12 protein-coding genes and 1 pseudogene are annotated in these 13,607 nt (G+C 72.4%); 5 read left to right on the plus strand and 8 right to left on the minus strand.

The window, feature by feature from the left end; translation table 11 throughout:
• The 3 genes from RT323_RS13285 to nudC all read left to right on the plus strand — a co-directional run.
• The coding region (locus RT323_RS13285; protein WP_313409318.1) for a PD-(D/E)XK nuclease family protein at positions 1 to 1,613 on the plus strand (1,613 nt) is incomplete at its 5' end.
• Positions 1,610 to 4,735, plus strand: coding sequence for an ATP-dependent DNA helicase (locus RT323_RS13290; protein WP_313409321.1), 3,126 nt, complete (start codon positions 1,610 to 1,612; stop codon positions 4,733 to 4,735). The genes RT323_RS13285 and RT323_RS13290, both read left to right, overlap by 4 nt.
• 4 nt (positions 4,736 to 4,739) lie before the next feature.
• Positions 4,740 to 5,606, plus strand: coding sequence for an NAD(+) diphosphatase (nudC, locus tag RT323_RS13295; protein ID WP_313409324.1), 867 nt, complete (start codon positions 4,740 to 4,742; stop codon positions 5,604 to 5,606).
• Positions 5,607 to 5,682: 76 nt separating this feature from the next.
• On the opposite strand, the gene RT323_RS13300 is transcribed toward nudC, so the two are convergent.
• Together RT323_RS13300 and RT323_RS13305 are read right to left on the minus strand one after the other, a co-directional pair.
• Positions 5,683 to 6,075, minus strand: a complete 393-nt coding sequence (locus RT323_RS13300; protein WP_313409326.1) for a hypothetical protein — start codon at positions 6,073 to 6,075, stop codon at positions 5,683 to 5,685.
• Between the two features lie 52 nt (positions 6,076 to 6,127).
• A complete protein-coding gene (locus RT323_RS13305; protein ID WP_313409329.1) occupies positions 6,128 to 6,373 on the minus strand; it encodes a mycoredoxin in 246 nt (81 codons plus the stop codon).
• A gap of 155 nt (positions 6,374 to 6,528) precedes the next feature.
• Here RT323_RS13305 and RT323_RS13310 point away from each other — a divergent pair, with 155 nt between their 5' ends.
• Positions 6,529 to 8,520, plus strand: coding sequence for an ATP-dependent DNA helicase UvrD2 (locus tag RT323_RS13310; RefSeq protein WP_313409331.1), 1,992 nt, complete (start codon positions 6,529 to 6,531; stop codon positions 8,518 to 8,520).
• An 11-nt stretch (positions 8,521 to 8,531) separates the two neighbouring features.
• On the opposite strand, the gene RT323_RS13315 is transcribed toward RT323_RS13310, so the two are convergent.
• The 4 genes from RT323_RS13315 to RT323_RS13330 all read right to left on the minus strand — a co-directional run bounded on the left by RT323_RS13315 (position 8,532) and on the right by RT323_RS13330 (position 11,703).
• On the minus strand, positions 8,532 to 9,212 hold the full coding sequence (locus RT323_RS13315) for a fused MFS/spermidine synthase (RefSeq protein WP_313409333.1): 681 nt from the start codon (positions 9,210 to 9,212) through the stop codon (positions 8,532 to 8,534).
• Positions 9,213 to 9,229: 17 nt separating this feature from the next.
• Complete coding sequence (locus RT323_RS13320; protein ID WP_313409335.1) at positions 9,230 to 10,591, minus strand: AarF/ABC1/UbiB kinase family protein; 1,362 nt, start codon at positions 10,589 to 10,591, stop codon at positions 9,230 to 9,232.
• Positions 10,592 to 10,628: 37 nt separating this feature from the next.
• Positions 10,629 to 11,435 carry a hypothetical protein gene (locus tag RT323_RS13325; RefSeq protein ID WP_313409338.1) on the minus strand — a complete coding sequence of 269 codons (807 nt, stop codon included), beginning with the start codon at positions 11,433 to 11,435 and terminating at the stop codon, positions 10,629 to 10,631.
• A gap of 109 nt (positions 11,436 to 11,544) precedes the next feature.
• Entirely contained in the window at positions 11,545 to 11,703 is a 159-nt protein-coding gene (locus RT323_RS13330) for a DUF5679 domain-containing protein (RefSeq protein WP_146827129.1), read from the minus strand.
• A gap of 645 nt (positions 11,704 to 12,348) precedes the next feature.
• Between RT323_RS13330 and RT323_RS13335 the strand changes: the two genes are divergently transcribed.
• Positions 12,349 to 12,855: a SprT-like domain-containing protein gene (locus RT323_RS13335; protein WP_313409342.1), complete on the plus strand. Its 507-nt coding sequence runs from the start codon at positions 12,349 to 12,351 to the stop codon at positions 12,853 to 12,855.
• 25 nt (positions 12,856 to 12,880) lie between these two features.
• On the opposite strand, the pseudogene RT323_RS13340 reads toward RT323_RS13335, so the two are convergent.
• Both RT323_RS13340 and RT323_RS13345 read right to left on the minus strand, forming a co-directional pair.
• Positions 12,881 to 13,351 (minus strand): annotated as a pseudogene (locus RT323_RS13340) (NUDIX hydrolase); the annotation flags it as partial.
• Positions 13,348 to 13,607 (minus strand): zinc-dependent metalloprotease (locus RT323_RS13345; RefSeq protein WP_313409345.1); only part of this gene is annotated, 260 nt, incomplete at its 5' end. The pseudogene RT323_RS13340 and the gene RT323_RS13345, both read right to left, overlap by 4 nt.

Consider the following 13,607-nt stretch of genomic DNA (forward strand, 5'->3'; position numbering starts at 1 on the left):
CGCTGCTGCGTCGCGGCGAGCCGCCCGAGCAGGCGCTGTGGCTGCTGTGGGACGGCACCGCCTGGCCGGCGCGCCTGCGCGAGCAGTGGAACTCGGTCGACGGCCGCGCGCACGCCGATCGCGACCTGGACGCCGTGTGCGCGCTGTTCCGCCACGCGGCGCGGGCCGAGGAGGGCGGTCGCCGTCGCGACACCGTCAACTTCGTCGCCGAGCTGCGGGCCCAGCAGATCCCCGCCGACCAGCTCGAGTCCAGCACCGCGCGTCCCGACGCCGTGAGACTCATGACGGCCCACCGGTCCAAGGGCCTGGAGTGGCGCCTCGTCGTCGTCGCGGGAGTGCAGTCCGAGCGCTGGCCCGACCTGCGCAGTCGCGGCAGCCTGCTGAGGGCCGAGCACCTCGACGGTCCGGTCGGGCCCGGCGCCCGTGGCGACCAGCTGCGCGAGGAGCGCCGGCTCTTCTACGTGGCGTGCACCCGCGCCACCGAGCGCCTCGTGGTCACTGCCGTCCAGACGCCCACCGACGACGGGGACCAGCCGTCCCGCTTCGTCGCCGAGCTGCTCACCGCCGGATTCGGCACGGACGCCGAGCTGCCGCTCGGACGTCCCGCGCGTCCGGTCTCCTTGCGGGGTGTGGTCACCGAGCTGCGCCGCCTCGGCGAGACCACCGACGACCCCGCCGTGCGCGACGACGTCGCCACGATGCTGGCCGAGATCGTGCGCGCCGACCTCCCGCCCACCCGGGCCGCCGACCCCAGCCGGTGGTGGGGATTGTCCGAGCCGAGCCGGTCCGAGACGCCGTGGAGACCCGCCGACCAGCCGGTCGCGCTGTCCGGGTCGTCCGTCGACGCGATCTCGGCGTGCTCGTTGCGCTGGTTCTTGGGCCGCGAGGCCCACGGCGAGTCCGCTTCCACGTCGGCGCAGGGCTTCGGCTCGATCGTGCACGCGCTGGCGGCCGACGTCGTCGAGCGCGGTGTCGAGCCCGATCTTCCCGAGATGGTTGCTCGTCTCGACGAGGTGTGGCACCGGCTCGACCACCAGGCCGCGTGGCTCGGCGAGCGTGAGCGCGAGGCCGCCCACGAGACGCTGGTGCGCTTCGCGCGCTGGCACCGGGCAAACCCCCGGACAGCGCTCGCGGCCGAGCACTCCTTCGTCACCGAGGTCGTCGTCGGCGGCGAGACCGTCGTCCTGCGCGGCTCGATGGACCGCGTCGAGATCGACGCCGAGGGTCGTGTCCACGTGGTCGACTTCAAGACCAGCCGCAACGCGCCGTCGCCGCGCAAGATCGCCGAGCACGCCCAGCTCGGCGTCTACCAGGTCGCGATCGAGCACGGCGCGGTCGAGTCGCTGGGCGTCACGGGCGCGCGCTCCGGTGGGGCCGAGCTGGTCCAGCTGCGCACGCCGTCGAGTGCCAAGGATCCGGACTCGCCCAAGGTCCAGCCGCAGGCGGCGCCGGGCGGCGACGAGGTCTTCTTCGCGCTCGACCTGCTCACCACCTCGGCGCGAGCGGTGCGCGACGAGCACCTCGTGGCCCGGCCGAACGAGCACTGCGGCTTCTGCGACTTCCAGACGGTCTGCCCCACGGTCACCGGTCCCACGATCGGGGGTGCCTCGTGATCCCGCTCGTGCGCGACACCGAGCATCTCAAGCAGGTCCTCGAGATCCCGTTCAGCCCGCAGCAGCTGGACGCCATCACCGCCGACCCCGCGCGACCGCAGGCGATCATCGCCGGCGCGGGCGCCGGCAAGACGGCGGTCATGGCCGCCCGCGTCGTGTGGCTCGTCGGGCACCTGGGCCTGGCGCCCGATCGCCTCCTGGGCCTGACCTTCACGTCCAAGGCGGCGGCCGAGCTGGCCGGACGCGTGCGTGAGTCGCTCGAGCGGATCGGCGACTTCTCCGAGTACGGCGAGCCGACCGTCTCGACCTATCACGCCTTCGCGGGCACGCTCATCGCCGAGCACGGCCTGCGGATGGGCATCGAGCCGGACCTGCGCGTCCTGGCGGACGCCACCCGGTTCCAGATCGCGGCACGGGTCGTGCGGGGGCACGACGGACCGCTGCGCCACGTCTCGGCGTGGTTGCCGACCGTCATCGGCGACGTGCTCGAGTTCGACGGCCAGATCTCCGAGCACCTGGTGACGACCGAGCAGCTGCGCGAGTTCGATCGGGCGACGATGGCGGCCGCCCAATCGGTCGAGAAGCCGCTGAAGTGGCACGACGAGGTCGTCGCCACGTGCCTCAAGCGCGACGAGCTGGCCGACCTCGTGGACGAGTACCGCGCGGCGAAGACGGACGCGGGCGTCATGGACTTCTCCGACCAGATGGCGTGGGGTGCCCAGCTGGCGAAGCTGCCCGAGGTGCAGCAGTCCCTGCGCGAGCGCTACGACGTGGTCCTGCTCGACGAGTACCAGGACACCTCGGTGGCCCAGCGCGACCTGCTGCAGGCGCTGTTCGCGGGCCGGCCCATCAGCGCCGTCGGCGACCCGGCCCAGGGGATCTACGGCTGGCGCGGTGCCGCCTCGGGGAACCTGACGGCGTTCCTCAGTGACTTCCCCGCGGCCGACGGCGGCCGGGGCCGGCTGTTCAGCCTCGACGTGACGCGCCGGTGCGCGCCCCAGATCATCGACCTCGCGGGGTACGTGGCCCGCGAGTACTACGGCTCGCCCGGGGTGGCCGAGGTCGTGACCCCCTTGCGGGCCGCCCCCGAGAACCCGCAGGGCGAGGTCTCCGTCGCGCTGCACCGAGGTGTCGTCGAGGAGATCGACGCGCTCGTCGACCTCGTCGTCGAGGCGGTGGAGCGCGGGGTGGCCCGACGCGAGATCGCGGTGCTCGTGCGCACGACCAACGAGAATCCCGAGATCGTGCGCGCGCTGCGTGGTCGGGGCCTGCCGGTCGAGATCGTCGGACTCACCGGCCTGCTGAACCAGCCCGAGGTCGTCGACGTGCTCTCGGTCCTGGCGATCCTCGAGGACGTCACCGCCAACCCGGCGATGCTGCGACTGCTCACGGGTGTGCGCTGGCGGATCGGCGAGCGCGACCTGGCCCTGCTGGGCCAGCGGGCGGCCGAGCTCGGTCGGCTGTGGCAGGGCGGCTCCGAGATCGACCGTTCCGATCCCGAAGCGGTCCTGCGGGCCGCTCTCGACGAGGCCACCGCCGGCGTCGACCCCACCGAGATCACCTCGCTCGCCGAGGCCGTCGAGGATCTGGGAGAGCTGCCCTACTCGGCCGAGGCCCGCGCCCGCTTCGCCGACCTCGCGTCCATGCTGCGCCGCCTGCGCCGTCACGCGCACGAGCCGCTGCTCGACCTGGCCCGACGCGTCGTGACCGAGCTGGACCTCGACATCGAGCTCCCGGTGGCGGGCGTGCCCACCGACAACCTGTCGCTGCTGCTCGACGCGATCGGCGACTACGCGCAGCACGATCGCTACGCGTCGCTGCCGGGCCTGCTGGCGCACCTCGACGCGGAACGTGAGTTCAACGAGGGGATGGAGCTCAGTGCGCCGTCCGACGCCGACTCGATCAAGCTGCTGACGATCCACCGTGCCAAGGGCCTGGAGTTCGAGGAGGTGTTCGTGCCGTTCGTCGCGGGCACGGTGTTCCCGTCCGGCCGCGGTCGCTCCCGGTGGCCCACGGTCGCGAAGGCGCTGCCGGCGCCCCTGCGCGGCGACGTCGACTTCGTGCCCCAGCTGGCCGAGTTCAGCAGTCCGGCCAAGAAACAGTTCGAGGAGGCCACCCGTCGCGACGCGTTGATGGAGGAGATCCGGCTGGCGTACGTCGCGTTCACGCGCGCCAAGCGGCGCCTGCACGTCAGCGGTCACCGCTGGGGTCGCACCCAGCTGAAGCCCCGCGCCGAGTCGGCGTTCCTCGTCGACGTCCGCGACTGGCTCGCCCAGCGGGACGTCACGCCGGTCGTGTGGGCCGAGCCGCCCGCCGACGACGAGCAGAACCCGCATCTCGTCGAGCAGACGGTGCCGTGGCCGGTCGCGCTGATGCCCTTCGATCGGCGTGCCGCGCTGGCCCAGCAGGTGCGGCGCCACCTCGAGTCCGAGGAGGCGCCGCCGGTCCGGACCGAGCACCTCGCCGAGCTGCGCACCGACCTCGACCTGTTGCTGGAGGAGGCTCGCGCACGGCACGAGCGCCGGATCGAGGTGTCGCTGCCGACGTCGCTCTCGGCCACCGAGGTGCTCTCGCTGGCTGAGGACGAGGAGGCGTTCGTCTCCCGGCTGGCGCGGCCGATGCCCCGCCGGCCGTCGCCCGCGGCTCGTTTCGGCACGCGCTTCCACGCCTGGATCGAGGCTCGTTACGGGCAGCAGACCCTGCTCGATCCCGACGAGCTGCCCGGACGCGGCGACGCCGAGGTCGAGGACGAGTCCGACCTCGAGTCCCTCAAGCAGGCCTTCGAGTCCGGTGCGTTCGCGGGACGCGAGCCCGTGGCGGTCGAGACGCCGTTCTCGCTGCGTCTGGGCGGGCAGCAGGTGATCGGCCGGATCGACGCCGTGTTCGCGACGACCTTGGCAGATGGCGAGGAAGGCTTCGAGGTCGTCGACTGGAAGACCAATCGCACGGCCGACGCCGATCCGCTGCAGCTCGCGCTCTACCGCCTGGCCTGGGCCGAGCTGCACGGAATCGCCCCCGAGCGCGTCGTCGGCACGTTCCACTACGTGCGCCTGGGGGAGTCCCGGACGTTCGACGACCTGCCAGACCGGGACACGCTCGAGAAGCAGCTCGGTCTACGGTGAGGCAATGGACTTCGCCTTCCAACGAGCCCAGCACGACCGCGCCGGCAACCGGCGCCGCAGCGATGACCTGTGGAGGTCCGACGACCTGAGGGTGCTGGTCCTGGGTGGTGAGCACGTCGCCACCGTCGACGGACCCGCCCTGCGCTGGGTGTCACCCGACGAGGCACCCGATGGCGAGTGGATCCTGCTCGGCGACCAGCACGGCACGCGGTATGCCGCCGTCGCGGTCGACCGCGTCCCCGCCGAGTGGAGCCCGGTCAGCATCCGGGTGCTGGCGCCGCTGCTCGGTGCCGACGAGCTCTCGCTGGCGATCCACGCGGTCGGCATCGCCCGCTGGCTGAAGTCGCACCGCTTCTGCCCCCGCTGCGGCACCGAGCTGCAGACGGCCCAGGCGGGTCACCTGCGCTCGTGCCCCGGCTGCGGTGCCGAGCACTACCCCCGTACGGACCCGGCGGTGATCATGCTGGTCACCGACGGCGACGACCGGGCACTGCTCGCGCGCAACCCGCACTGGCCCGAGGGACGGTTCTCGACGCTCGCCGGGTTCGTCGAGCCGGGCGAGGCGCTCGAGGACGCCGTGCGCCGCGAGGTCGCCGAGGAGGTGGGCGTGACCGTCGAGGAGGCCACCTACCTGGGCAGCCAGCCGTGGCCGTTCCCGCAGAGCCTCATGCTCGGGTTCCGTGCCACGGCGACGAGCACCGACATCACGGTCGACCAGGACGAGATCGCCGAGGCGCGGTGGTTCACCCGGGCCGAGCTGCTCGAGGCGGCCAAGGATGAGCGCATCGTGCTGCCGCCGCCCGGGGTCTCGATCTCGCGCTGGCTCGTGGAGGACTGGTTCGGCGGCGAGCTGCCGGGCCGCTGGGCCTGAGTCAGTCCGTCTCCAGCGCTGGGACCACGTCCGTGGGGGCGAAGTCGTTCTCGACCCACCGACCGTTCCGCACGGCTCAGTACGGCGGCCGTTCCGGACGGTTGTTGTCCTCCACGAGCATGAGGATGCCCGAGACCAGGTTGCAGAAGATCAGCGTGCAGACCGCCAGCGCGGTGTGCTTCTGGTGGTCCTTCGCGCCCTTGTGGATGTTGAGCGTCATCGGGATGAACCACGCCGCGGCGATGAGGCCGAAGCCGCAGGTGCTGATGATGATGATGCCCAGCATGACCCAGTTGATGATGGCCGCGGCCTGGTACAGCCCGTTCGGGACCGGAGGGGGCACCTGCCCGTACATCGGCTGCTGCTGCGGCGGGTACGCCGGCGGTCCGTAGGACTGCGACGGGCCGTACGGCTGGCCGAGGGGCTGGGTCGGTTCGTCGCTCGGGGGGAACTCAGGCGGTGTGGTCACGAGGGACGACCATAGCCGTGCCCGAGGACGACGGTGGTGGCTTCGACGAACGTCAGACGCCGAGCCGGGCCTTGACCTGCGCGACGGACGGGTTGGTCAGCGCGGTCCCGTCGGCGAAGACGAGGGTCGGGACGGTCTGGTTGCCGCCGTTGGCCTGCTCGACGACCTGGGCCGAGTCGGGATCCTGCTCGATGTCGACCTCGGTGAACTCGATGCCCTCGCGCTGCAGCTGGGACTTCAGGCGATGGCAGTAGCCACACCACGGCGTGGAGTACAGGACGAACGATGCGTTGGACATCGGGACCCTCTCGATCAGGCGGAAGAAGTGCTTCCCCTCCAGTCAACCCGGTCGGGCCACGCGGCATTCCTCCGGGCCTGTGTGCGGCCGCCGATCCTGTCCCACGGCGCGGCTACGCTGGTCGCTGCCCCACCCCTCGACGCGATCTGGAGACCATGTCCGACGCCGACGACCTGCTCAACGGACTCGACCCCGAACAACGCGAGGTCGCCGAGACCCTGCGTGGCCCCCTGTGTGTCATCGCGGGCGCCGGCACCGGCAAGACGCGGGCGATCACCCACCGGATGGCGTACGGCGTGGCGACGGGTGTCTACAAGCCCACCGAGGTCCTGGCGGTCACGTTCACGGTCAAGGCGGCCGGCGAGATGCGCGAGCGGTTGCGCACGCTCGGTGCCGCCGGCGTCCAGGCGCGCACGTTCCACTCGGCGGCGCTGCGCCAGGCGCGGTACTTCTGGCCGCGCGTCTACGGCACCGAGTTCCCCCAGATCCTCGAGTCGAAGTTCGCGTTCGTGGCCGAGGCGGCGCGTCAGGTGGGCGTCCGGGCCGACCAGTCCACGTTGCGCGACCTGGCCGCCGAGGTCGAGTGGGCCAAGGTGTCCAACGTCCGCCCCGATGACTACGGCGCCGAAGCCGTCCGCCGCCAGCGCGCCGTCGGCGACATCGATCCCGGCGAGGTGGGTGCCATCCTGCGCGCCTACGAGCAGGTCAAGCGTGATCGCGGCCGGATCGACATGGAGGACATCCTGCTGATCACGGCGGCGATCCTGGCCGACGACGAGGCGATCGGCGCCGAGGTCCGCCGCCAGTACAAGTGGTTCGTCGTCGACGAGTTCCAGGACGTCAACCCGCTCCAGTCCACGCTGCTCGATCTGTGGCTGGGTGGCCGCGACGAGGTGTGCGTCGTGGGCGACCCCCGCCAGACGATCTACACCTTCGCCGGCGCGTCGGCCACGATCCTGGGCGACTTCGCCACGCGCCGGTTCCCCGATGCGCCGCGCATCGAGCTCGTGCGCAACTACCGGTCGACGCCGCAGATCGTCGCGGCCGCCAACGAGGTGTTCGCGGGTCGAGGACCGTCGGTCACGCTGGGTGTCCGGCTGCAGTCGCAGAACTCGCCCGGTCCGGCCGTCGACTTCCGGCCGTTCGCCGACGAGCCGGCCGAGGCCGACGCGATCGCCGAGCGGATCCAGGCCCTGCACCGCCAGGGCGTGCCCCACCGCGAGATGGCCGTGCTCTACCGGATCAACGCCCAGTCCGAGGTCTTCGAGGAGGCGCTCGGGCACCGCCAGATCCCGTACTCAGTGCGCGGCGGCACGGGGTTCTTCCAGCGGGCCGAGGTCCGCCAGGCCGTCACCCTGCTGCGCGGCTCGGCGCGCGCGGGCGAGGGCTCGGGCTCGCTGCCCGATGACGTGCGTGCGGTGCTGGCGGCGATGGACTTCAATGACACGCCGCCCGAGGGTCGCGGCGCCGTCCGCGACCGGTGGGAGTCGCTGCAGGCGATCCACCAGATGTCGATCGACCTCGCCCAGTCCCAGTCGCAGGCCGACCTGACGGCGCTCGTCGCCGACCTCGACCGGCGCGCCGAGCAGGCGCACGCGCCGTCCACCGACGGCGTCACCCTCACCACCTTCCACGCGGCGAAGGGCTTGGAGTGGGACGCCGTGTTCGTCGCCGGTGCGCAGGAGGGCACGCTGCCCTACGTCGCGACGATGGACGATCCGGAGTCGGTCGAGGAGGAGCGCCGCCTCTTCTACGTCGGCATCACCCGGGCCCGCAGGCACCTGATGGTCTCGTGGTCCGCCGCGCGCAAGGCGGGCGGACAGGCGCGGCGCAAGCCCAGCCGGTTCCTCGATCGCCTGCTGCCCGAGGAGGTCCGGGTGACCCGGGCGCCCCAGCGCAAGGTCCGGCTGCCCCAGCCGGACCTCGACTACGACGAGGCGCTGTTCGAGCGGCTGCGCGACTGGCGCAAGGAGACCTCGCAGGCCGAGAGCAAGCCGGCGTTCACGGTGTTCAACGACGCCACGCTCAAGGCGATCGCGGCGCTCAAGCCGTCCAGCCCCGAGCAGCTGCTGCAGGTCTCGGGCGTGGGACATTCCAAGCTGGAGAAGTACGGGGACGACGTCCTGGGGATCGTCGGCGCGAGCTGACGCGCTCCGGCTCAGCCGGCCGATCCGCCACCGAACGAGTCCGACACGGCGCGCCCGGTGTGGACGCGGTACTCCATCGGCGACGGGTTCGCGAAGGGCTGCTCCGCAAGCCCGCCGGCGGCGACCACGAGGTTGCCCGGCCGCCGTCCCTTGAGCGTCGCCGGCTCGACACCGACCGCCACCGGCCCGATCTCGCGCACCCGGGCGACGAAGTCGCGGATTGCTGGGAACGGCGCACGGTCGACGAGGTTGGCGACGAACACCCCTTCGGGCGCCAGCACGCGCTGGACCTGCTCCACGAACGACGCGGCCATCAGGTCCGCCGGCACGGCACCGCCCGCGAACGCGTCGAGGATCACCAGGTCCTGCGAGTCGTCGCGCACCTCCAGGATCCCGGCCTGTCCGTCCACGGGACGCACCTTGATGCCGCTGCGCGGCGGCAGCGGCGCCTCGGCCCGGACCTGCTCGATGACCTCGACCGACGGCTCCAGCACGACCTGGCGCGACCCGGGCCGCGTGGCGGCGACGTACCGTGGCAGCGTCATGGCAGCGCCCCCGACGTGCAGGATGCGCAACCGCCCGGCGGGCATCGTGTCGATCAGGTCGCCGATGCGGCGCATGTAGTCGAAGGCCAGGCGCGTCGGTGCCTCGAGGTCGACGATGGACTGCTGCATCCCGTCGAGCTCGAGCACATAGGGCTCCTGCCGGCTCACGCGGTGGCGAAGCCGGGGAGTGAGTCCGACACGATCGCGCGGAACCGCGCGGTCGCGCCGAGCTGGCACAGCACGCCGATCCCGCCGGCCCACACCCGGTGGATCAGCAGGTACTCCGGCGGGACGTTCAGCTTGAGCGCCGTCGACATCCCGTCGGGTCCGGGCGTGGCGAGACGCTGGCTCTGCCGGCGCAGCCACTCGCGGTCGAACGAGAAGGTGTCGTCCACGATGGGCGTCACGAGGGGACTGAGGTACCGCTCGAGCACCTCGGCGTCGATCCGGGTCCCGGGCTTGAGGAATCCCTCGGTGCGCAGGCCCTCGGCGACCGTGGCGTAGTCGCCGTCGGCCGCGGCGCGCAGCAGCGGCCCGATGGGCGCGGGCAGGCCGTCCGGTACGCGCGCGACCGCGCCGTAGTCCACGACGCCCAGCCGCCCGTCCGGCAGCACGCGGAAGTTACCCGGATGGGGGTCGGCGTGCAGGAGGCCGGCGCGGACGGGACCGGCGAACAGGAACCGGACGTAGGCCTCGCCCAGGTGGTCCCGCTCCTGCTGGGTGCCGGTGGTGATCACGTCCGCCAGCGACCGGTCCCCGGGCAACCACGTCGTCACGAGGGCCCGCTCCGTGTGCGCCAGCGGGCGGGGGACGACGATCTCGGGATCGTCGGCGAAGGCCTCGGCGAACCGGGCCTGCGCATCGGCCTCGAGCGAGTAGTCGAGCTCCTCGGCGACCCGTTCCTGCAGCTCGGCCACGAGCGCCTTGACGTCGAGGTTGGGCATGAGCGTGCCGAACAGCCGGGCCAGGCGTCCGATCTGGCGCAGGTCCGACCGCAGGGCGTCACCCGCGCCGGGGTACTGCAGCTTGACGGCGACCTCGACCGGCTCGGCACCGGGCTCGGGGACGAACCACGTGTGGTGGACCTGGCCGATGGACGCGGCGGCCGCGGGGGTGATCTCGAAGTCGGGGAAGCGATCGGCCCAGTCGGGTCCGAACTCGCGCTCCATCACGCGTCGGACGGTGGCCGCACCCATCGGGGGAGCGGCGTCCTGGAGCTTGGTGAGCGTCTCGCGGTAGGGCGCCACGAGCTCCTCGGGCAGGGCGGCCTCGAAGATGCTGAGGGCCTGGCCGAACTTCATCGCGCCGCCCTTGAGCTGGCCCAGGACGCTGAAGACCTGGTCGGCGGTGCGGCGCTGGACGTCGTTCATGACGGCGGCCGCGGGGGCACCCACGAGGCGGCGGCCGATGCCCCACGTCGTCCGGGCGGCGAAGCCGGCCGGGAGGCTGGCGAGTCGAGCCCCGCGGCGCAGTGCGCTGCCGGTCAGCGGTGTCTCGCGGAGGTCGTCCGCGTCGTCGTCGGCCACGTCGTCAGGATAGTGGCGACCACCGCATCGCTCCGGCTCACGCGGCGAGCAGGCCGCACGAGCACGCGCCGGCGAGAGGGACGGCGCGCAGGTCGGCATCGCCGTGCTCGGGTCCGAGCGCGAGGGTGCGTCCGAGCGTCGAGGGGCGTTGACCCCGCAGCAGGCACTCGACCTGATTGATCGTCTCGGCGGCGGCCTGCAGCAGCAGTCGAGGGGGCAGGCCCACGGGCAGCAGCCGGGTGCGCTCGAACTGGGGCACGAGCGCCGCCCAGGCGGGGTCGAACGAGGTCAGCAGCGCATCGAGGCAGCCCAGGCACGAGCTGGTGCCGGGAACGACGAAGGGACCGATCCGGACGCGTCCCTCGCCCAGGACGACGGGCAGGTGGGCGATCCCGGCGGCGACGAGCACCTCGAACGTGGAGCGGGCGGGCTCGCCGGCGCTGACCAGCACCTCGACCTCGGGCTCGATCGCGGGCGGTCCGAGGCCGTCCCGCAGGAGGCGCGCGAACTGCGACGTCGAGCGGTCGTGGCGTACGGCGACGCGTGGAACGGGTTCGGCGGGCGGGGCGATGACGGCGCCCGCCGCCACCAGTCGCGTGAGGGTGTCGGTGAGGTCGTCCGTGAAATCCGGGACGTCACGCGCGACCGCGCGCGCCAGCAGGGGGAGCGGCAGGGAGCCGTCGAGCAGGCGCAGGACCCGCCCGAGTCCGGGCCGATCGCGGATCGTGACGCCCGGGCCGGTGCCGATCTGGAGGGTGCGCGCATCGCGGCGCAGCACGAGTGCCCCCGGCAGCAGCTGGGGCCCGAGGACGCGACCGGCGGGGGAGGATGAGTCGCTCGGCATGGGCTCATCGTGGCGGAGACGACGAGTGCGGAGCCGATGATCCACAGGGGCGGCGCCCGGTGGTGCCGAGCGCGACGGGGGCAGCCGACGGCCACCCCCGCCGCGAGGATCAGGCCTTGCCGAGGATGCGGTTGAGCTTCGTGCCGCACTCGGGGCAGACGCCCTTGGCCATGCGGGTGCCCTTCTCGCTGACCTGGACTTCACCGCTCGTCTCGCGCTTGTCCTTGCACTTCACGCAGTAGAACTCGCCGGTCCATGTCTCTGCCATTGCGGCCTCCTTGCCGATGTGTGCCGCTGTGTGTGGCACAGGTCACGATCAGCCTAGGGGCAAAAGGGGCCGTGGCAAGGTGAAACCCCGCCCGGCGCGCCTTCCCCTTGCGCGTCGGAGCGGGGCTTCGACTGCTTCAAGGTAGGGCCTGCGCCCACGCCTGGTCAATGGATCGTCCAGACCTGTGGCGGGAGCGCCGCGTGTGTGCCCGGAGCGCGCCGCAGGATAGCCCGAGGGACGGCGCCGCGTGATGCTTTTCGCACCGTTCCCCCGGCCGATCCGCGACACGCCCGGGACGAGGATGTCCACCCCTGTGGACAGACCTGGGGACAACGTGTGGGGAACGCCGTGCGGGGTGTGGGGTGATGTGTGGACAGCGCCGCGCCGGCTGCGGCGCGTCGCTCGGCAACCCGCCTCTGACCTGCGCAAACGTGAGTCACTGCTGTGGACAAACCGTGCTGAAGCCCGGGGTTGGCGACTGCGGAGGGTGAGGGGTGCAGGGGTGTCCTGTCAACCGAATCCGGATGGCTCGAGGGGGTTTATCCACCGATGATCCCCAAGGCCGTCGGGCCGCCGCCGCTGCTGCGACGGCCGTCCCGACCGCGGTCCCGCAGTCATGTCGGGCGGGACGCCTACCGTGGAGGCATGGCGGAGATCGAGGTGCGTCGCAGCGCACGGCGCAAGCGGACCGTCTCGGCACGCCGCGAGGGGGACCGGACCATCGTGATGGTGCCCGCCTCGATGTCCAAACGTGAGGAGGCGCGCGTCGTGGCCGAGCTGGTGGCCAAGCTCGATGCGCGCGAGTCGCGCCGCCGCATCGCCCGGTCGGACGAGTCGCTCGCGCGCCGGGCGGCCGACCTGGCCGCGCGCTACGTCCCCGAGGCGCCGACGCCCACGTCGGTGCGTTGGGTCACCAACCAGAACTCACGCTGGGGGTCGTGCACGCCGGCCGATGGCACGATCCGGCTGTCACACCGCCTGCGCGACATGCCCGAGCACGTCATCGACGCCGTGCTGGTGCACGAGATCACGCACCTGGTGGTGTCGGGACACGGTCCTTCGTTCGACGCCGTGGCGGGGCGCCATCCGCGGATGGCCGAGGCGATGGCGTTCCTCGACGGCGTGAGCTGGCAGCAGCGACGAGGCTCCTGACCGAGTCGTCGGTCCCGCGCGGCAGGTCCTCCACGTCGAACCAGCGGACCTCGTCCGACTCGTCGGAGCACACGGGCTCGGCGCCCGGGGGAGCGACGGCGACGAACTGCACGTCGAGGTGATGACCGTCCGGGTGGCATCGCACACGATGGCGCGACAGCAGCACGGGCTCGGGGTCGATCACCAGGTCGGCGATCCCGGTCTCCTCGGTGGCCTCACGCCATGCGGCACGGGCCAGCGAGTCGTCGTCGGCCTCGCAGTGCCCTCCGGTCTGCAACCACCGGCCGAACTTGGGATGCAGCACGAGCACGACCCGTTCGAGGTCGCTCGACATGACCAGGGCGCTGGCGGTGACGTGGTCCGGTGCGCAGGCGCGCGCCCCGGGCTCGTCGTGGGCGTGCGCATGCGCCGAGAAGACGTCCCGCAGCTCACCCTGGTCGGGCGACGGGGGCGACCACGCCGCGAGCACGCGGCGGACGTCGGCGGTGAGGCTCACTTCTCGTCGGGCTCGGTGCCGTCGCCGTCCTCGGACGAGAGCAGCTGCTGCAGCGCCGCGTCGAAGTCGGCGTCGTCCAGCTGGCCGGTCTGGGTCTCGGCGAAGCCCAGGGGATCGTCGAGGTCGGCCGATGTCGGCAGCAGGTCGGGATGGCTCCACACGGCGTCGCGGGCCTCGGCACCGCGGCGATCGCGCAGTGCCGACCACAGGTTGGCGGCGTCGCGCAGGCGGCGGGGACGCAGCTCGAGGCCGACCA

The sequence above is a fragment of the Aeromicrobium sp. genome (genome assembly GCF_032084975.1).
In the GTDB taxonomy this organism is placed as follows: Bacteria; Actinomycetota; Actinomycetes; order Propionibacteriales; family Nocardioidaceae; genus Aeromicrobium.

Bases quoted from the DNA above. Each gene is read 5' to 3' on its own strand.
- nudC (WP_313409324.1), top strand. From the start codon at position 4,740: ATGGACTTCGCCTTCCAACGAGCCCAGCACGACCGCGCCGGCAACCGG.
- RT323_RS13305 (WP_313409329.1), bottom strand. From the start codon at position 6,373: ATGTCCAACGCATCGTTCGTCCTGTACTCCACGCCGTGGTGTGGCTAC.
- RT323_RS13310 (WP_313409331.1), top strand. From the start codon at position 6,529: ATGTCCGACGCCGACGACCTGCTCAACGGACTCGACCCCGAACAACGC.
- RT323_RS13325 (WP_313409338.1), bottom strand. From the start codon at position 11,435: ATGCCGAGCGACTCATCCTCCCCCGCCGGTCGCGTCCTCGGGCCCCAG.
- RT323_RS13330 (WP_146827129.1), bottom strand. From the start codon at position 11,703: ATGGCAGAGACATGGACCGGCGAGTTCTACTGCGTGAAGTGCAAGGAC.
- RT323_RS13335 (WP_313409342.1), top strand. From the start codon at position 12,349: ATGGCGGAGATCGAGGTGCGTCGCAGCGCACGGCGCAAGCGGACCGTC.